This is a genomic window from Roseitalea sp. MMSF_3546 (assembly GCF_030732865.1).
Classification (GTDB): domain Bacteria; phylum Pseudomonadota; class Alphaproteobacteria; order Rhizobiales; family Rhizobiaceae; genus Roseitalea.
This window is the reverse complement of sequence record NZ_JASHKB010000022.1, coordinates 1-17,701: the sequence shown is the minus strand read 5'-3', so window position 1 is coordinate 17,701 and position 17,701 is coordinate 1. Positions and strand designations below refer to the sequence as shown.

The window sequence follows — 17,701 nt, the reverse complement described above, 5'->3', positions numbered from 1 at the left end:
CCCGGAAAGGCCACCTCCGGGCGGCGTCGCGCCTTGGCGCGGCGGTTTTGCGGTGGCATGCGAGCCTGGAGGAGCGAAATGTCCATGCACAAATCCATCGTCGCCGCAATCGGCCGGAGGCCACGGCAATCCATCATCACTGCATTCACTGCGGCGGCGCTTGCCGGCGCCGCCGCGAGCCCGGCCTGGGCCGAGCTCTACGGTCCGGTGCCCGATGCCCCGCAGATGGGCGGCACGCTCGATGTCGGCATGCTGGTCGAGCCGCCCGCGCTCGATCCGTTCCACCAGGCCGCCGATGCGCGCATCCGCGTCACCGTGCTGATCTATCAGGGCCTTTTCTACGAGGCCGCCGACGGCGAGGCCAAGCCGCTTCTGGCCGAGAGTTATGAGGTCTCCGAGGACGGGCTGACCTACACGTTCCAGCTGCGCGAGGGCGTCAAGTTCCACAACGGCAAGGATATGACCGCCGAGGACGTCGCCTATTCCTACAACTACATCCGCGATCCCGAAAACGGCTCGCCCGGCGCCGGCGACTTCGCCATCATCGACTCCGTCGAGGCGACCGGTCCGCTGACCGTGGTCATGACCCTGTCCGAGCCCAACGCGGCACTGCCCATGACGCTCGGCAACAAATACGGCGCCGTCATCCCGGCCGGCTATTTCGACGACGAGAACGCCAGGACGGCGATGAACTCCCAAAGCGTTGGCACCGGCCCGTTCAGACTGGCCGAGTTCAACCCCAACCAGAACCTCACGCTGGAGCGTTTCGAGGACTACTGGGAGGAGGGCGCGCCCTATCTCGATGCGGTCAACTTCGCCTTCCTGCCCAACAGTGCCTCCATGCTGGTCGCGCTGCGCAACGGTCGCATCGACGTGGTCAACCTCGAGCGACCCCAGGACGTCGCCCAGGTCGAGGGCATTGAAGGGTTGGTCATCGAGCGCTTCCCGTCGCTCAACCAGAAAACCGTCGATCTGGGCTCGGAAACTCCGCCGCTCGACGATGTGCGCGTGCGCCAGGCGATCTCGCTCGCCATCGACAAGGAAGAGATCATGCAGGCGGCGATCGGCGGCTATGGTCAGGTGATCACCACCATCGTGGCCGGCCTGGAAGACCGCTGGGGCGTGCCGGCCTCCGAACTGCCCTTTCAGGCGCGCGACCTGGAGCGGGCCCGCGCGCTGATGGAGGACGCCGGCCATGGCGACGGCGTCGACATCACGCTGACCACCATCAACGGCTATGACTGGATGGACCCGGCCGCGGTCACGCTCAAGGAGCAACTCGGCGAGATCGGCATCGACCTGCAGATCCAGCGCGTCGATCTGGGCGTGTGGATCGACAACTTCCGCTCGCGCCAGATGGGCTTCACCTTCAATGACTGGGCGACCCAGCCCGATCCGAACCTACTGTTCTTCCGTCACTTCCACAAGCAGCCCGAGGGCGCCGACTTCCGCAACTGGAACAATGAGGAAGCCAGCGAACTGCTCGCCAGGGGCCGTTCGGAGAGCGATTACGACGAACGCAAAGATATCTATGCCCAGTTCCAGAAGGTGCTCGCCGAGACCGTGCCGACGATCATGATGTTCTCCTCGGACCACATCGTGGTGCGGGACGAGGCGGTACAGAATTACAGCCAACATCCCACCGGCTGGTATTACGGTATCGCGCGCACCTGGCTGGACGAGTAAGGCCTTCGCTTGACATTGCGCGGCCGGGCGCCAAGGCGCGCCCGGTCGCCACATGCTGAAACAGCCATGGTTCCCCGATGGGCATCTATCTTCTCAAGCGCCTCGGCGCCTCGATCGTCACCGCGCTGCTCGCGACCTTTCTGATCTTCGCGCTGGTGCGCATGGTGCCCGGCGACGTCGTCGCGCAGATGATGGGTCAGGCCGGCGGACCGGAGGCCGAGGCCGCGCTGCGCGCCTTTTTCGGCCTCGATGCGCCGATCCATGTCCAGTACGTCACATGGCTGGGCGATGCGCTGCGCGGCGATCTGGGCGTGAGCTGGACGCGCGGCATTCCCGTCACCGACATGGTCGTGTCGTCCTTCCTGGTGACCCTGCAACTGGGGCTCGTCACGCTTGCCGTGGCCACCGTCATCGGCGTGCCACTCGGCATCCTCGCCGGCATTTACGAGGGCAGGCCAATCGACACGCTCATTCAGGGCTTCAACGTGATCGGCCTGTCCGCGCCCGTGTTCTGGGTCGGTTTGATGCTGCTGGTTGCCGTCTCCAGCGCTCTGTCCTGGTCGCCGCCGCTGCGCTTCGTGCCGCCCACGCAGTCGCTCGCCGACAATGCCGCCATCCTGGTTCTGCCGGTGTCGAGCCTCGCCCTGTTGCAGGTCGCTGCCTACAGCCAGTTCGTGCGCCAGAACGTCGTCTCCGCGCTGCAGCAGCAATATGTGCGCACCGCCGTCGCCAAGGGCCTGCCCACGCGCATCGTCTTCTTCAAGCACATCTTGCGCAACGTCACGATCCCGATCGTCACCTTCATGGGGCTGATCCTGATCCAGATTCTTGGCGGTGTCGTCATCATCGAGAGCCTGTTCGCGCTGCCCGGCCTGGGCCGGCTGCTGCTGACGGCGATCGAAACGCGCGACTACCCGGTCGTCCAGGGCGCGCTTCTGCTCGTCGTGCTGGTGGCCATGATCGTCAATCTGGTCATCGACATCGCCTACCACGCCATCGACCCGCGCATGAGGGTGTCATGACCATGACGCTGCCCGAGCGGACACGGCCGGCTTCGCCCTCCTGGCCGGTCAGGCTCCTGCGCGGCGCCCGCAACGAGCCGGCCATGGCCACGGGCCTGGCGCTGATCGGCGCGCTGGTGGTCGTTGCGGCCGTGCCGGGCCTGTTCGCCGCCCAATCGCCCTTTGCGATCAACTCCGCCGCCACCCTCCAGCCGCCATCGGCAGCCCACTGGTTCGGCACCGACGATGTCGGCCGCGACCTGTTCGCCCGCGTCGTGCACGGCGCACGCGTCACCCTCTCGATCTGCGCCGGCTCGCTCTTGCTCTCTGCGATCCTGGGCGGCTTCTTCGGGCTGATCTCGGGCTATTTCGGCGGGCTGATCGACCAGGTGCTCGGTCGCCTCGTCGATGTCATGCTCAGCTTTCCGCCGATCATCCTGGGCATCATCATCACCGGCATTCTGGGCCCGCAAATGGTCAATCTCGTCCTTGCCCTGTCGATCGTCTACATGCCGGTCTTCTTCCGCATCGCCCGCGCCGGCGCGATGAGCGAGGCGAGCCTGCCCTATGTCGAGGCGGCGCGCAGCGTCGGCCTGCGCGACACCACGATCCTGGGCCGCCACGTGGCGCGCAATGTCATGCCGCTGATGCTGACCCAGTACATGATCCTGTTTCCACTGATCCTGCAGATTCAGGCGGCGCTCGGCTTTCTCGGCCTTGGCGTGCAGCCGCCCACCCCCGACTGGGGCGCGATCCTCGAACAGGGCAAGGACTATATCCTGTTTGCCCCCTGGATCTCGATCTTTCCGGGTCTGGCGGTGCTGATCACGTCGCTTGCATTGATGCTGGTCGGCCGCGCCCTGCAGCGCCGGATGAACAGCCGATGAGCGCGCGCCGCAATACCGGGTCAGTTCGAACTGGCCATGGCCAGCGTATGGATCAGGTACGAGCGGATCGCCTCGCGCGCCGCCTCCGCTTCGCCCGCCTTGAGCGCATCGACAATGCGCGCATTGTCCCGGTAGGCCGCCTCGCGCACCGCCGCCACCGGGCTCGGATGGCCGCCGGGCCGGCCCCATTGCGCGCGCCGGCGCGAGGCGACGATCTGCTCGAACACGAAGCTCATGAAGCGGTTGTGGGTTGCCCGCACGATCGCCAGGTGCAGGCAGTACTTGGCCTCCTTGAACTCGCGCCAGCTGCGCGCCGAGTGCATCTCGGCCAGATAGGCCTCCATCAGCGCGATGTCGTCGTCTGTCGCCCGCTCGACGACAAGGTCGGGAATATTGGGCTCGAACAGCAGCCGCGCCTCGAGCAGTTCGGCGAGGTTGTACTCCTCGGCCGGCGCGTCGGCGCGCGTCTGGCTCGCGCGCGCAACGAAGGTGCCGCGCCCGACATGGCGCTCGATCAGGCCCTCTTCGGCCAACATGCTCATGGTCTTGCGGATGGTGTTGCGGGCCGTGCCGAAATGCTCGGCAAGCGCCCGCTCGGTCGGCAGCCTTCCATCCTCGCCGAACGTGCCGGTGACGATGGCGTCCTTGAGCTTGGCGTAGATGCGCTGGCGCTCGGCATCGGACCGTGCCCGTTCGCCATGGGCGACAAGAAAGTCGGAATTGGTTCGGCTTCTGGTTGCGGTTTGGTCGTCCATGGCTGCTTCGTGATCGTTGCTTTTGCTGGCTCGAATACACCAGATGCCGGCAAATCACAAACCACAAGACCATCGTCCACCTGCGCCTGGCGCGCCGATGGCCGTTCCCGATATCGATTTGGTCCCACAATGGGCCAAGTCGGCGCGAACGCAACCGCTTATTGCAAGACGGAGTGCAAGCCATGCTGAAATCCGGCGGCCGGATCGTCGTCGAGGCCCTGCGGGCCAATCGGATCGACCACGTCTTCTCGGTTCCCGGCGAGAGTTTTCTGCCGATCCTGGATGCGCTGGTCGACGCGCCCGACATCCGCCTGACCATCGCCCGGCAGGAGGGCGGTGCGGCGATGATGGCCGAGGCCTTTGGCAAGCTGACCGGACGGCCGGGCATCGCGCTGGTCACGCGCGGGCCGGGCGCGGCCAACGCCTATGCCGGGGTGCATGTCGCCGCCCAGGATTCGGTGCCGATGATCCTGCTGGTCGGGCTGATCGAGCGCGGCTTTGTCGAGCGCGAGGCGTTCCAGGAGATCGACGTCAAGGCGATGTTCGGCGACCAGGTAAAATGGGCCGCGACCGTGTCCGACACCGCGCGCCTGCCCGAATATCTCGCCCGCGCCGTTTCCACTTCCATGTCGGGCCGGCCCGGCCCGGTGGTGCTCGGCCTGCCCGAGGACGTCTTGTCGGGCGAGGCGGAGGCGGCACCGGTGCCCGAGGCCGTGGTCGGCCGGCCCGCGCCCTCGCGCGCGCAGATGGCACGGTTCGGCGAGCGGCTCGCCGCGGCCCGGCGCCCGCTGATGATCGTCGGCGGCGAGACCTGGACGGCCGATGACTGCGCCGCGCTGGTCGGCCTCTCCGGGCGCTGGTCGCTGCCGGTCGCCGCCGCCTTTCGCTGCCAGGACCGGTTCCCCAACGACCATCCCAACTATGCCGGCGTTGCCGGACTCGGCATCGATCCAAGGCTCGCCGCGCGCATCGGCGAAAGCGACCTGATCGTGGCGCTTGGCGCACGCCTTGGCGACTGCACCACCTCGTCCTACACCCTGATCGACATCCCCGGACCCGCCCAGGGCCTGATCCACATCCACGCCGATGCCGAGGAGCTTGGCCGCGTCTATCACGGCGCCATGGCGATCAATGCAACGGTCGGCGAATTCCTCGCCGCGGCAACGCGGCTCGCGGCACCTGCGCAATGCGCCTGGGTCGACTGGACGAGAGCCGCCAATGCCGACTATCGCGCCTTTTCGGACACCGCCACGGCATTGCCGGGCGCGTTCAATCTGGGCGAAGCGGTCGTCTGGCTGCGCGATCGGCTGCCCCAGGACGCCATCATCACCAATGGCGCGGGCAATTATTCGGTCTGGCTGCACCGCTTCCACCGCCATCGCCGTTACCGCACCCAGCTCGCGCCGACATCGGGCTCGATGGGTTACGGCCTGCCGGCCGCTGTCGCGGCCAAGCTGGTTCATCCCGACCGCACCGTTGTCTGTTTCGCCGGCGATGGCTGCCTGCAGATGACCATGCAGGAGCTGGGCACCATCGCCGAGCACCAGCTCAAGATCATCGTCATCGTCGTCAACAACGGCATGTATGCGACCATCCGCATGCATCAGGAGGCGCATTATCCGGGCCGGGTTTCGGGCACCGACCTGTTCAATCCCGATTTCATGGCGCTGGCCGGCGCCTATGGCCTGCATGGCGAGCGCGTCGCCCGGACGGCCGATTTCGCGCCCGCCTTCGAGCGCGCCATGGCCACTGAGACCGCCGCCCTGATCGAGGTGCTGCCGGACCCGCGCGTGCTGACGCCGGGCAAGGTGATGGGGCGAGACGCCTGACCGGCCGTCAGGCAGCCGGCATCGCCGTCCACGCTTCGCCCGAGGGAAAGCGGTGCGCGGCCAGGCTGTCGGGCTTCATCTCGATCGAATAGCCCGGCGCTGTCGGCGGCATGTAGTGGCCGTCGCGCATGACGACCGGATCGATGAAATGCTCATGCAGGTGATCGACATATTCGAGCACACGGTTCTCCAGCGAGCCCGAAACGGCGACATAGTCATAGATCGAGATGTGCTGGACATATTCGCAAAGGCCCACGCCGCCGGCATGCGGGCAGACCGGCACGCCGAACTTGTCGGCCAGCAGCAGCACGCCGACGATCTCGTTCGGCCCGGCCAGCCGGCATGAATCGATCTGGCAGAAACCGAGCGCATCTGCCTGCAGGAACTGCTTGAACATCACCGCATTGTGGCAGTGCTCGCCGGTCGCCACCTTGATCGGCGCGATCTCGCGCGCGATCCGGCCATGGCCGAGAATGTCGTCCGGGCTCGTCGGCTCCTCGATCCACCACGGCTCGTAGGCGGCGAGCCGCTTCATGTTGGCGATCGCGGTGTCCACGCTCCACACCTGGTTGGCATCCATCATCAGCTTGCGCTCGGGCCCGATCGCCTCTCGCAATATCGCCGCTCGCCGCAGATCGTCCGTAATGTCGGCGCCGACCTTCATCTTGAAATGGCTCCAGCCATCGGCGATCGCCGCTTCGCACAGCGCCCGCATCTTGTCGTCCGAATAGCCCAGCCACCCCGCCGAGGTCGTGTAGGCCGGATAGCCGCCAGCCTCCATCTCGGCGATCCGCGCGGCGCGGCCGGCGGCCTTGTCCTCGAGGCGCTCGCGCGCTTCGCCCGGATCGAGCGCGTCGGCAAGATAGGTCCAGTCGACCAGCCGCACGGTTTCCTCCGGCGTCATGTCGGCCAGGATCCGCCAGACCGGCTTGCCTTCCCTCTTGCCGTAGAGGTCCCAGACCGCGTTGACGAGCGCCGCGCCGGCCAGATGGATGACGCCCTTTTCCGGGCCGAGCCAGCGCAACTGGCTGTCGCCGGTCAGCCGTTTCCACATCGCGCCCATATCGGCGAACAGGTCGTCGAGCCGATGGCCGACAAGCAGCGGCGCCAGCGCATCGATGGCCGCGACGCACAATTCATTGCCGCGCCCGATCGTGAAGGTCAGGCCATGCCCCGTCGGCCCGTGGTCGGTGTGCAGCGTCACATAGGCGGCCGAATAGTCCGGCGCCGGGTTCATCGCGTCCGAGCCGTCGAGCGCGCGCGAGGTGGGAAATCGAATGTCCTGGGCGTGGACATGGGTGATGGTGGCGGACATGGTCGAACCTTCGGCTGGCGTTGAACCCTTGCTCGGTGCGATATTGGTCTCCGGCAACCGGGCTTGGCAAGCCATGGCCGCCTTGACGCGCCGCCGCCATTGGCCGACACGGAGACAAGCGGCACGGGAGGGCCGAGCGCGTGTTTCTGGACCATCTTCGCATTATCGATCAGCGCTTTGCCGCGCTCGTCCTGATGAACACCCATCTCGAACGGCTGTGGACCGGCGGGCGCTGGCTGGAGGGACCGGCCTGGTTCGGCGGCGGGCGCTACCTGATCTTCTCCGACATTCCCAACGACCGGATGATGCGCTTCGACGAGACGGATGGCGGCGTTTCGGTCTTCCGCGAACCGGCGAACAACGCCAACGGCAATACGCGCGATGCCCAGGGTCGGCTCGTCACCTGCGAGCATCTGGGCCGCCGCGTCACCCGCACCGAGCATGACGGCACGGTCACGGTGATCGCCGACAGCCACCAGGGCCGGCGGCTCAATTCGCCCAATGACGTCGTGGTCGCCGCCGACGGCGCCATCTGGTTCACCGATCCGACCTATGGCATCGATATGGACTATGAGGGCGCGCGCGCCGAAAGCGAGATCGGCGCCTCGCACCTTTACCGCGTCGACCCGGGCACCGGCGCCGTCAAGGCGGCCGGCACCGACTTCGTCAAGCCCAACGGTCTTGCCTTTTCTGCGGACGGTACCGAACTGTTCGTCGCCGACACCGGCGCGACCCATGTCGACAACGGCCCTCGCCACATCCGGCGTTTTTCCGTCGACGGCGACCGCCTGTCGGGCGGGGATGTCTTCGCCGAATGCGACAATGGGCTGTTCGACGGCTTTCGCATCGATGTCCACGGCAATGTCTGGACCAGCGCCGGCGATGGCGTCCATTGCTATGCGCCCGATGGCGCCCTTCTGGGCAAGATCGCCGTGCCCGAGGTCGTGGCCAATGTGTGCTTTGGGGGCGCCCGGCGCAACCGGCTCTTCATCTGCGGCACGACCAGCCTTTATGCCACCTATGTGAACGTGTCGGGCCTGCCCTATCCGGGGCCGTGACGGCCCGCCGACGGCCTTTCCTCAAGGAGCACACATGTCCGGCTTTCCCGACAGGCCGCGCTATGCGGCGCGGCTCAACGCCTTCCGCATCGGCGCCGAGCGCCGCTGGCCCGGCAGGAACCGGATCACCACGCTCGATCTGCTCGAGCGCGCCGCCGAGGCCGATGGCCTGAACGCCGCCGACCTCAATTTTCCCGACCATCTCGAGGATACGGGTCCGGCCGAACTGCGCGCGGCGATGGACGGGCTCGGCATCGCCGTCAACGGCCTTGCCATGCGCTACTACACCGATCACGGCTTCAAGCTGGGCGCGTTCACTCATCCCGATGCGACGGTGCGCCAGGCCGCCATCGACATCACCAGAAAGGGCATCGACGCCGCCGCCGAGATGGGCACCAGGCTGATGACCCTGTGGATGGGCCAGGACGGGTTCGACTACGCCTTCCAGTTGGACTACCGGCGGGCCTGGGACCACACCATCGCCGCTCTCGATGCGGTCGCAGCGCATGACCGGTCGATCGACATCGCCATCGAATACAAGCCCAACGAGCCGCGCGCCTTCGCGCTGATGCCCGATGTCGCGACCACGCTGCTGGCGATCGGCGAGGTCGGCGCGCCCAACATGGGCGTCACGCTCGATTTCGCCCATGTGCTCTATGCCGACGAGATGCCGGCCCATTCGGCCGCGCTCGTCGCCCGCCATTCAAGGCTGCTGGGCGTGCATCTCAATGACGGCTACGGCAAGCGCGACGACGGGCTGATGGCCGGCGCGGTCCACCCGGTGCAGACCCTCGAACTGCTCGTCGAAGTCATGCGCTGCGGTTATGACCGGGCCGTCTATTTCGACACCTTTCCCGACCAGTCCGGCCTCGATCCCGTCGCCGAGTGCCGCGCCAACATCGCCGCGATGGATCGCCTGATCCCGATCGCCCGCCGGCTGATGGACGACGGCGCGCTGGCCGAGGCGATCGCCCGCCAGGATGCGCCGGCAAGCCAGGCCATCGTGCAGGCGGCGCTGTTCGGCGGCGCCGAGCGATGAGCGACGGCCGCGTCCTTGTCGCCGGCGCGCTGCATCTCGATGTCGTCGTCGACGCGCCGCGCCTGCCGCGCCCCGACGAGACGCTGATGGGCGCCGCGGTGCGCTATGTCTGCGGCGGCAAGGGCGGCAACCAGGCTGTCGCGAGCGCGCGCCACGGCGCCCCGACCGCCTTCGCCGGCCGGCTGGCGGACGATGGTTTCGGGCAGACGCTGCTCGCCAATCTGCAAAGCGCCGGCGTCGACACCGCGCTCATTCAGCAGGCCGCAACCGGCGCGTCGGGCATGAGCGTCGCCATTGTCGACGACAGGGGCGATTACGGCGCCGTCGTCGTCTCCGGCGTCAATCGCGACATCGACCCGGCCGCGTTGACATGGCCGCCGGGCACCGGCCATCTGCTGCTGCAGAACGAGGTGCCCGAGCCCGTGAACCTTGCTTTGGCCCGCATGGCGGCCGATCAGGGCGCGAAAACCGTTCTGAACGCCGCGCCCATGCGCCCGCTCGATCCGGGCCTGCTCGCCCTGGTCGATATTCTCATCGTCAACCGCATCGAGGCCGAGGCGCTGCTTGGCGGGCCGGTCGCGACAATCGACGCGGCGTTGCGCGCGGTCGATCCGTGGGCCGGCGGCCCGGCCGACCTGATCGTCACGCTCGGCGCGGACGGTCTGGTCCATCGCCGCAAGGGGCAGGGCGCCCTTCACCATGAAGCCCCGTGCGTGCCGGTCGCCTCGAGCCACGGCGCCGGCGACATGTTCTGCGGCGCGCTCGTCGCCAGGCTTGCGCAGGGCGATGCGATGGCCGCCGCGCTGTCTTACGCGATGGCCGCCGCCGCGCTTTTTGTGTCCACGCCCGTCGCCGACCGCGACCGGATCGGCCCGGACGCGGTGCGCGCCCTGCTCGACCGATTCTAGGGCGTTGGCGCGTCCATGCGCATCAGTCCGCGCTGCTTGAGGTCGGCCCACAACGCCGGCGGCACATCGGTCTCGTAGATCGCCCGGTTGCCGGTCACCTGCGTCGCCGACTGCCCGCCGGGGATCACCGAGACCACGACCGGATGGTTGAGCGGGAACTTCAGCGCCGCCTCGATCAGCTTGACGCCGTGGTCCCGGCAGACCGCCTCGATCTGTCCGACCCGGTCGAGAATGTCCTGGGGCGCCGGATCGTAATTGTAAAAGGCCCCCTCGATCGGGCCGGTCGCCAGAATGCCGGAATTGTACGGCCCGCCCAAGACGATGCCGATGCCGCGCTGCTCGCACAGCGGCAGGAAGCTCTCCAGCGCCTCCTGCTCGAGCAGCGTGTAGCGCCCCGCGAGCAGGAAGATGTCGAAATCGCCGCGTTCGGTCAGCCATTGCGCCGGCTTCCATTCATTGACGCCCGCGCCGAACGCCTTGATCACGCCCTGGTCGCGCAGCGACATAAGCGCGTAATAGCCGCCGGCCATGAACTCGGTCAGCTTGGCCTCGAGCGCCTCCCAGGTGCCGTGATTGAACAGGTCGAGATCGTGCGCGAACAATATATCGACGCGGTCGACGCCCATCCGTTCGAGCGAGAGCTCGAACGAGCGCATCACCCCGTCATAGGTGAAGTCATAGACCTCGCGCCGCGAGGGCGTGTCGAAGAACTTGCCGATGCCGTGGCGCTGCTCGGGCGGACACACCTCGAGAAGCCGTCCCACCTTGGTCGACAGCACGTAGTCCTCGCGCTTCTTGCCCCGCAGAAACCCGTTCAGCCGCGTTTCGGCCAGCCCGAGCCCGTACAGCGGAGCGGTGTCGAAATAGCGGCAGCCGGTCTCCCAGGCCGCATCGAGCGTTTCGCGCGCCGCCTCGTCGCTGACGGCCTTGTAGAGGTTGCCCAGCGGGGCGGTGCCGAAGCCGAGCTCGGTGAAGTCGATGCCGCGACCTTCGAGCCGCTCCCAATGCCTTGTTTTCATGGATATCCTCCGCCTTGCGGCACCATCATGAATCAGCGCGCGGCGGCCGGCAAGGCCACGCTTGAAGCGATGTGACCCCCGGTGCTAGCCTCGGCAGCAGGGGAGGACACATCGCACATGACCGAACGTTTCAGCGCCGTCTTCGGCACGGCCAAGCCCGCCATCGCCATGGTGCATCTGGGCGCCCTGCCGGGCACGCCCCTGCACGATCACCGCGCCGGCATGCAGGCCATCGTCGAGGCCGCCCGGCGCGATCTGAAGGCGCTTTCGGCGGCCGGTTTCGACGCGGTCATGTTCGGCAATGAGAACGACCGGCCCTATGAGTTCGAGGTCGATACCGCCTCGACCGCGGCGATGGCCTACGTCATCGGCCGGCTGAAGGACGATCTGACCATGCCCTTCGGCGTCAACGTGCTGTGGGACCCGATGAGCACCATGGCGCTGGCCGCCGCGACCGGCGCGCGCTTCGTGCGCGAGATCTTCACCGGCACCTACGCCTCCGACATGGGGCCCTGGACGCCCGACGCCGGCAAGGCGCTGCGCTATCGCGACCGGCTCGGCCGGTCCGACCTGGTCACGCTGTTCAACGTCTCGGCGGAATTCGCCTGGTCGCTCGACCGCCGGCCGCTGTCCGACCGGGCGCGCAGCGCCGTCTTCTCCTCGATCCCCGACGCGGTGCTCGTTTCGGGCCAGATTACCGGCGAGGCGGCCGCGATCAGCGATCTCGAAGCGGTCAAGAAGGCGCTGCCCGACACGCCGGTCATGGCCAATACCGGCGTCAGGCACGCCACCGTGGCCGACATATTCGCCATCGCCGATGGCTGCGTCGTCGGCTCCTCGCTCAAGGTCGACGGCAATACCTGGAACCCGGTCGATCCGGATCGGGCGGACGACTTCATGGCGCGCGTGCGCGCGGCGCGGGGCGCGTGAGCATGGCCGGGACCGGGGCCGAAAAGCGCATCGGCGAGGCGCTCGACGAACTGATGCGCATCCCCGGCCTGTGCGGCCATGAGGGCCGCGTGCGCGCCTGGCTCAAGCGCCAGCTCGACGCGCTCGGCATCGACAGCCGCACCGACATGCTCGGCAATCTGATCGCAACGCTCGACGGCGATCCAGACCTGCCTTCGGTGATGCTGATCACGCATATGGACCAGCTCGGCTTCGTCGTCCGCAGGATCGAGCCCGACGGCTTCTTGCGGCTCGAGCGCGTCGGCGGCGTGCCCGAGCGGGCGCTCGCCGCCCAGCCCGTGCTGGTCATGGTCGGCGAGGGACGCGACGTGCCCGGCCTGATCGCCAACAAGAGCCATCATGCCACCGGCCCGGACGAGAAGTACCGCGTCGTGCCCTATCAGGAGGTTTTCGTCGATTGCGGCTTCCGCAGCGCCGGCGAGGCGGCCGAGGCGGGCGTGAGGATCGGCGCACCGGTCGTCTACAGGCCGCATGTGGCGCGCCTAGCCGGCGGACGCATCGCCGGCACCGCGGTCGACGACCGGGCCGGCTGCGCCGTTCAGCTCGAAGCCGTTCGCCGGCTTGCCGCCGTGACGGCGCGGCCGACCGTCCATGTCGTCTTTTCGGTCCAGGAGGAATTCAACCTGCGCGGCGCGCTACCGGCGGCGCAGGCGCTCGCGCCGAAGATCGCCATCCAGCTCGATCTGCTGCTAACCGCCGACACGCCCGACATGGCGAGCCGAGGCGAGGTCCGGCTCGGCGGCGGGCCGGGCATTTCGCTTTACGCCTTTCACGGCCGCGGCACGCTCAACGGCGCCTTTCCGCATCCGGGCCTGGTGGCGCTGCTCGAGGGCGCGGCCGCGGCGGCCGGCCTGCCATTGCAGCGCAGCGCCCATACCGGGGCGCTCACCGAGACGGCCTATGTCCAGCTGGTCGGCGAGGGCGTGGCGGTCATCGATGTCGGCTTTCCCTGCCGTTACACCCATTCGGCCATGGAGATGTGCGATCTGGGCGACCTGACCGGCCTGGCCGAACTGCTCGTCGCCGCAATAGGCCGCATCGATGCCGGCTTCAGTCTGAACAGGGACGACTATCCGTCATGAGCTATTATCTGGGCGTCGATATCGGCACCTTCGAGACCAAGGGCGTTCTGGCCGACCCCGAGGGCCGGATTGTCGCCCGCGCCGCGCGCGGGCACAAGATGCTGGTGCCGCAGGCCGGCTGGGCGGAACATCGCCCCCGCGAGGACTGGTGGGGCGATTTCGTTCATGTCACGGGCACGCTGCTGGCCGATAGCGGCATCGACCCGGGCGCGATCCGCGCCGTTGCGACCAGCGCCATCGGTCCGTGCATGCTGCCCGTCGATGCGCAGGGCGAGCCGCTGATGAACGCGGTCCTTTACGGCGTCGACAACCGCGCGGCCACGCAGGTCGACGAACTGACCGCTCAAATCGGCGAGGAGGCGATCCTTGAACGCTGCGGCAACGCGCTGACCGCCCAGTCTGTCGGCCCGAAGATCCTCTGGCTCAAGCGCAACCATCCCGACATCTATGCCAGGACCGCCCATGTGCTCAACTCGACCTCTTTTCTGGTCCAGCGGCTGACCGGCAGGGTGGTCATCGATCACTATTCGGCCGCCAATACCTCCCCGCTCTACGACATGGCCGCCCGGCGCTACGTCACCGACCTGTCGGCCGACATCATCGAGCCCGAACGCCTGCCCGAGCCGGTCTGGACGACCGAGATCGTCGGCCAGGTCGCGGCGAAGGCGGCCGCCGAAACCGGCCTTGCCGCCGGCACGCCGGTTACCGCCGGCACGATCGACGCGGCGGCCGAGGCGGTCAGCATCGGCGTGCTGTCGCCGCAACAGATGATGGTGATGTACGGCTCGTCCATCTTCATCATCATGCCGACCGCCCAGTGGGTGCGCGACCGACGGCTGTGGTCGGCGCCCTGGCTGTTCGAGGGGCAATATGCCTCCATGGCCGGGATCCCGACGGCGGGCACGCTGACGCACTGGTTCCGCGACCAGTTCGCCCGCGATCTGGACGCCGAAACGGCCTTTGCCGACCTTGTCGGCGAGACGCAAGACTCCCCGCCTGGTGCCAACGGCCTGATCTTGCTGCCTTATTTCTCCGGCGCGCGCACGCCGATCCACGATTCCCACGCCAAGGGCATGCTGTTCGGGCTCGATCTGACCCACACGCGCGGCGACATGTTCCGGGCCTTGCTGGAGGGCATCGCCTATGGCACGGCCCATGTCATCGAGACCTATCGCGACATCGGCCAGGGGCCCGAAAGCCTGCACGCCGTCGGCGGCGGCACCAGGAACGCGGTCTGGATGCAGGCGACCTCCGATGTCGCGGCAATGGGTCAGGTGATGCGCGAGAAGTCGATCGGCGCGTCCTATGGCGACGCCTTTCTCGCCGCGCTGGCGCTCGGCGATGTCGCGGCGGGCGATATCGAACGCTGGAACCCGATTGCGAGCGAGGTGGCGCCGTTGCCCGAAAACGCCGCCCTCTATCAGCGCCAGTATGCGATCTTCAAGAACCTTTATTCGCAGACCAGGGACCTGATGGCCGCCATCGACGGGCCGCTGTGATGGATGGCCGGTTCGACGAAGCGCTGCACCGTGTCGGGACCGCGCTCGGCGGCGTGGATCCGGCCAGCCTCGACACCGCCTGCGCGATGATCGCCGGTGCGCGGCGCATCGGCGTTTATGGCTGTGGCCGCGAGGGCTACCAGTTGCGCGGGCTGGCCATGCGGCTGTACCACCTTGGCTGCGCGGTCGGCTATGTCGGCGAGACGACCATGCCGCCGCTGGGCGCGGGCGATCTGCTGATCGTCTCGGCCGGGCCGGGCGAACTGGCCACGGTGACCGCGCAGATGACCACGGCCCGCGCCGCCCGCGCGCGGCTGCTCCTTTTCACCGCCGTGCCCGGCACGCCATCGGCCGCACTGGCCGATCTCGTGCTCGCCGTGCCGGCCCAGACCATGGCGTCCGACGGCGGCGATGACGGCACGTCCATGCTGCCCATGGGCTCGGTCTATGAGGGCGCCCTGTTCTTTGTGTTCGAGGCGATGATCGCCGATCTGCGGGGCCGGCTCGGCCAGACGGCGCAGACCATGCGCGCGCGCCACACCAACATGGAGTAGGCCACACGCTCTATTTCACGGCGCCGGCGGTCATGCCCTTGATGATGTAGCGCTCCAGGAAGATGCCGACCAGCACGAGCGGGGCGATGCCCGCCGTCGACAGCGCCGCCATCGACCACCAGTTGATGCCCTGCGATCCGGTCTGGCTGGCGATCATCACCGGCAAGGTGTTGGCGTTGGTCGAGGTCAGCAGCGCGGCGAAGAAGTATTCGTTCCAGCTCAGGACCAGGCACAGGATGAAGGCGGCGACCATGCCGGGCAGGGCAAGCGGCACGATGATCACCGCGAACGCGCCCCATACCGACATGCCGTCGACCAGCGCCGCCTCCTCCAGCTCGACCGGGATCGCCATGAACTGGTCGCGCATGATCCAGATGACGATGGGCAGCACCATCAGCGTGTAGATCATGACCATGCCGACGCGCGAATCGAGCAGCGCCAATTCGCGATAGAGCACCAGCAAAGGCAGCGCCAGCACCACCGGCGGCAGGATGAGTTGCGACAGGAAGAAGAACGAGATGTCCGAATTGCGCAGAAAGCCGACCCGGTAGGAGAATCGGCTCAGCCCGTAGGCGGCGAGCGAGCCGAGAACCACGGCGAGGAACGACGCGCTCAGCGAGATCACGGTCGAGTTCATGAAGCGCTTGAGGAACTCCTCGCGCACCGTCGACACCTCGAACATGGTGTCGAACGAAAGGCCGAGCGATTCCCAGCCGCGATCCTTGGGCTGGAAGTCGACATAGGGGATCAGATTGCCGCGCATCACGTCCGGCGCCAGCTTGAACGAGGTCGTCACCGTCCAGAAGATCGGAAAAAGGCACACGAGCGTCCAGGCGATCAGCAGCGCGTAGATGACCAGCCGGCTCAGCCACCAGCGCATGCGCCGGCGGCGGTCATAGTCGTCATGGGTGATCTCCAGATCGGACACCGGTCAGCCTCCGCCCGTCGCCCGGCGCACCAGTCGGTCCGACAGTTTGAGCAGGATCGTCATGAAGATCACGATCAGCACCAGATAGACCATGGCCAGCAGGGTGCCGTAGCCGACATTGGACCGGTCGCGATATTCGCGGAAGATGAAGCTGGTCACCGAATCGGTCGCCCCGCCCGGCCCGCCGGCGGTGACGTTGATGATGATGTCGGCGATCTTCAGCTTGAAGATGATGCGGATCATGATCGCGGTGATCGACACCGGCAGCATGAGCGGAAAGGTCACCTGCCAGAATGTCTGCCAGGCATTGGCGCCGTCCACCTTGGCCGCCTCGAGCACCTCGCGCGGCAGCGCCTGCAGCCCGGCCAGGATCATGATCATCATGAAGGGGATGAAGTTCCACGCATCCATCAGCATGATCATCAGCCGCGCCATTTCGGGCGAACCGAAGAAGGACGGGCTCTCCCAGCCCAGCCAGCGCGCCAGCCGCGCCATCGGCCCGAACCGGGCCTCGAACATCGACTTGCCGACCATCCAGGAGATCGCCACCGGCGACAGCATCAGCGGCAGCAGAAAGGCGACGCGCCAGAACTTGCGCGCGACAATCTGCGCGTTGAGCAGCAGCGCCAGACCGAATGCGATCGCATATTCGACAAGGATCGCAAGCACATAGATGACCATGTTGCCGAGCGCGTTCCAGTAGAACGGGTCGGTCCACATCTGCCGCAGATTGTCGAGCCCGTTGAACTGGGCGCCGTCGAGCGAGGACAGGTTCCAGTCGGTAAACGAGATGTAGAGCCCGAAGCCGAGCGGAAACGCCACCATCGAGATCACGAACAGCGCCGCCGGCAGCACGAACAGCGCCTTCTGGCCCTGTTCGCCGTAGATGATCACGCGCGAGGCGCACAGCGCGAAGGCCCAGAAGAAATAGGCGTAGAAGACCGGCCGCCAGTTGTCGAAGCCGGCCGTTGTGAGCCCGGCCGTCTTGAGCGTCTGCACGGCGAAGGCGGCGACCATCACGAGGGCGCCGAACCACAGGACGGTCCTGCCTGCCCGCACGCGCTGGCTCGAAATGTGCTCGCCGCTGACGGTGTGGAGGCGGTCGCCTTCGGTCAGGCTCATGAAATCGGTTTGTGCTGGAAGCGGAAGACGAAAAGGGGCGGGGGGGGGGG

General features: G+C 67.2%; 16 protein-coding genes. 11 read left to right on the top strand and 5 right to left on the bottom strand.

Annotated features, from left to right (window positions below; translation table 11 throughout):
- Positions 1-78 precede the first annotated feature (78 nt).
- From RBB34_RS15420 to RBB34_RS15410, 3 genes are all read left to right on the top strand, one after another.
- Positions 79-1,686, top strand: a complete 1,608-nt coding sequence (locus tag RBB34_RS15420; protein WP_306120129.1) for an ABC transporter substrate-binding protein — start codon at positions 79-81, stop codon at positions 1,684-1,686.
- Between the two features lie 77 nt (positions 1,687-1,763).
- The gene (locus RBB34_RS15415; protein ID WP_306120128.1) at positions 1,764-2,708 is read left to right on the top strand and encodes an ABC transporter permease; all 945 of its coding nucleotides are present in this window, start codon (positions 1,764-1,766) and stop codon (positions 2,706-2,708) included.
- Positions 2,705-3,574: an ABC transporter permease gene (locus tag RBB34_RS15410; protein ID WP_306120127.1), complete on the top strand. Its 870-nt coding sequence runs from the start codon at positions 2,705-2,707 to the stop codon at positions 3,572-3,574. The genes RBB34_RS15415 and RBB34_RS15410 overlap by 4 nt, the downstream gene beginning before the upstream one ends.
- A 20-nt stretch (positions 3,575-3,594) precedes the next feature.
- Here RBB34_RS15410 and RBB34_RS15405 read toward each other — a convergent pair whose 3' ends face one another.
- Positions 3,595-4,329, bottom strand: coding sequence for an FCD domain-containing protein (locus RBB34_RS15405; RefSeq protein WP_306120126.1), 735 nt, complete (start codon positions 4,327-4,329; stop codon positions 3,595-3,597).
- Between the two features lie 182 nt (positions 4,330-4,511).
- Between RBB34_RS15405 and RBB34_RS15400 the strand changes: the two genes are divergently transcribed.
- Positions 4,512-6,158, top strand: coding sequence for a thiamine pyrophosphate-binding protein (locus RBB34_RS15400; RefSeq protein WP_306120125.1), 1,647 nt, complete (start codon positions 4,512-4,514; stop codon positions 6,156-6,158).
- Positions 6,159-6,165: 7 nt separating this feature from the next.
- Here the strand turns inward: RBB34_RS15400 and RBB34_RS15395 are convergent, their stop codons facing one another.
- Positions 6,166-7,473, bottom strand: coding sequence for an L-fuconate dehydratase (locus RBB34_RS15395; protein WP_306120124.1), 1,308 nt, complete (start codon positions 7,471-7,473; stop codon positions 6,166-6,168).
- Positions 7,474-7,667: 194 nt separating this feature from the next.
- Between RBB34_RS15395 and RBB34_RS15390 the strand changes: the two genes are divergently transcribed.
- Genes RBB34_RS15390 through RBB34_RS15380 form a run of 3 tightly spaced genes read left to right on the top strand, consistent with a single transcriptional unit; the run spans position 7,668 to position 10,478 of the window.
- Positions 7,668-8,531 carry an SMP-30/gluconolactonase/LRE family protein gene (locus tag RBB34_RS15390; protein ID WP_306120177.1) on the top strand — a complete coding sequence of 288 codons (864 nt, stop codon included), beginning with the start codon at positions 7,668-7,670 and terminating at the stop codon, positions 8,529-8,531.
- A gap of 34 nt (positions 8,532-8,565) precedes the next feature.
- Positions 8,566-9,570, top strand: a complete 1,005-nt coding sequence (locus RBB34_RS15385) for a TIM barrel protein (protein WP_306120123.1) — start codon at positions 8,566-8,568, stop codon at positions 9,568-9,570.
- Positions 9,567-10,478, top strand: coding sequence for a ribokinase (locus RBB34_RS15380; RefSeq protein WP_306120122.1), 912 nt, complete (start codon positions 9,567-9,569; stop codon positions 10,476-10,478). The genes RBB34_RS15385 and RBB34_RS15380 overlap by 4 nt, the downstream gene beginning before the upstream one ends.
- Here the strand turns inward: RBB34_RS15380 and RBB34_RS15375 are convergent.
- Complete coding sequence (locus RBB34_RS15375; protein WP_306120121.1) at positions 10,475-11,497, bottom strand: aldo/keto reductase; 1,023 nt, start codon at positions 11,495-11,497, stop codon at positions 10,475-10,477. The two genes, RBB34_RS15380 and RBB34_RS15375, sit on opposite strands and share 4 nt — an antisense overlap.
- Before the next feature lie 117 nt (positions 11,498-11,614).
- On the opposite strand from RBB34_RS15375, the gene RBB34_RS15370 reads away from it, so the two are divergent.
- The 4 genes from RBB34_RS15370 to RBB34_RS15355 are packed head-to-tail and all read left to right on the top strand — an operon-like array spanning position 11,615 to position 15,601.
- Positions 11,615-12,427 carry a BtpA/SgcQ family protein gene (locus tag RBB34_RS15370; RefSeq protein WP_306120120.1) on the top strand — a complete coding sequence of 271 codons (813 nt, stop codon included), beginning with the start codon at positions 11,615-11,617 and terminating at the stop codon, positions 12,425-12,427.
- Positions 12,428-12,429: 2 nt separating this feature from the next.
- Positions 12,430-13,548, top strand: coding sequence for a M20/M25/M40 family metallo-hydrolase (locus tag RBB34_RS15365; RefSeq protein WP_306120119.1), 1,119 nt, complete (start codon positions 12,430-12,432; stop codon positions 13,546-13,548).
- Positions 13,545-15,047: an FGGY-family carbohydrate kinase gene (locus tag RBB34_RS15360; protein ID WP_306120118.1), complete on the top strand. Its 1,503-nt coding sequence runs from the start codon at positions 13,545-13,547 to the stop codon at positions 15,045-15,047. The genes RBB34_RS15365 and RBB34_RS15360 overlap by 4 nt, the downstream gene beginning before the upstream one ends.
- Positions 15,047-15,601 (top strand): 6-phospho-3-hexuloisomerase, encoded by a 555-nt coding sequence (locus RBB34_RS15355; RefSeq protein ID WP_306120117.1) that lies wholly within the window; start codon positions 15,047-15,049, stop codon positions 15,599-15,601. Before RBB34_RS15360 ends, RBB34_RS15355 begins: the two co-directional genes overlap by 1 nt.
- A 10-nt stretch (positions 15,602-15,611) precedes the next feature.
- Here RBB34_RS15355 and RBB34_RS15350 read toward each other — a convergent pair whose 3' ends face one another.
- Both RBB34_RS15350 and RBB34_RS15345 read right to left on the bottom strand, forming a co-directional pair.
- Positions 15,612-16,481: a carbohydrate ABC transporter permease gene (locus RBB34_RS15350; RefSeq protein ID WP_306120176.1), complete on the bottom strand. Its 870-nt coding sequence runs from the start codon at positions 16,479-16,481 to the stop codon at positions 15,612-15,614.
- A gap of 51 nt (positions 16,482-16,532) precedes the next feature.
- The gene (locus tag RBB34_RS15345) at positions 16,533-17,651 is read right to left on the bottom strand and encodes a sugar ABC transporter permease (RefSeq protein ID WP_306120116.1); all 1,119 of its coding nucleotides are present in this window, start codon (positions 17,649-17,651) and stop codon (positions 16,533-16,535) included.
- Between the last annotated feature and the right edge of the window lie 50 nt (positions 17,652-17,701).

Bases quoted from the DNA above. Each gene is read 5' to 3' on its own strand.
- RBB34_RS15420 (WP_306120129.1), top strand. From the start codon at position 79: ATGTCCATGCACAAATCCATCGTCGCCGCAATCGGCCGGAGGCCACGG.
- RBB34_RS15415 (WP_306120128.1), top strand. From the start codon at position 1,764: ATGGGCATCTATCTTCTCAAGCGCCTCGGCGCCTCGATCGTCACCGCG.
- RBB34_RS15410 (WP_306120127.1), top strand. From the start codon at position 2,705: ATGACCATGACGCTGCCCGAGCGGACACGGCCGGCTTCGCCCTCCTGG.
- RBB34_RS15405 (WP_306120126.1), bottom strand. From the start codon at position 4,329: ATGGACGACCAAACCGCAACCAGAAGCCGAACCAATTCCGACTTTCTT.
- RBB34_RS15400 (WP_306120125.1), top strand. From the start codon at position 4,512: ATGCTGAAATCCGGCGGCCGGATCGTCGTCGAGGCCCTGCGGGCCAAT.
- RBB34_RS15395 (WP_306120124.1), bottom strand. From the start codon at position 7,473: ATGTCCGCCACCATCACCCATGTCCACGCCCAGGACATTCGATTTCCC.
- RBB34_RS15390 (WP_306120177.1), top strand. From the start codon at position 7,668: ATGAACACCCATCTCGAACGGCTGTGGACCGGCGGGCGCTGGCTGGAG.
- RBB34_RS15385 (WP_306120123.1), top strand. From the start codon at position 8,566: ATGTCCGGCTTTCCCGACAGGCCGCGCTATGCGGCGCGGCTCAACGCC.
- RBB34_RS15380 (WP_306120122.1), top strand. From the start codon at position 9,567: ATGAGCGACGGCCGCGTCCTTGTCGCCGGCGCGCTGCATCTCGATGTC.
- RBB34_RS15375 (WP_306120121.1), bottom strand. From the start codon at position 11,497: ATGAAAACAAGGCATTGGGAGCGGCTCGAAGGTCGCGGCATCGACTTC.
- RBB34_RS15370 (WP_306120120.1), top strand. From the start codon at position 11,615: ATGACCGAACGTTTCAGCGCCGTCTTCGGCACGGCCAAGCCCGCCATC.
- RBB34_RS15365 (WP_306120119.1), top strand. From the start codon at position 12,430: ATGGCCGGGACCGGGGCCGAAAAGCGCATCGGCGAGGCGCTCGACGAA.
- RBB34_RS15360 (WP_306120118.1), top strand. From the start codon at position 13,545: ATGAGCTATTATCTGGGCGTCGATATCGGCACCTTCGAGACCAAGGGC.
- RBB34_RS15355 (WP_306120117.1), top strand. From the start codon at position 15,047: ATGGATGGCCGGTTCGACGAAGCGCTGCACCGTGTCGGGACCGCGCTC.
- RBB34_RS15350 (WP_306120176.1), bottom strand. From the start codon at position 16,481: ATGCGCTGGTGGCTGAGCCGGCTGGTCATCTACGCGCTGCTGATCGCC.
- RBB34_RS15345 (WP_306120116.1), bottom strand. From the start codon at position 17,651: ATGAGCCTGACCGAAGGCGACCGCCTCCACACCGTCAGCGGCGAGCAC.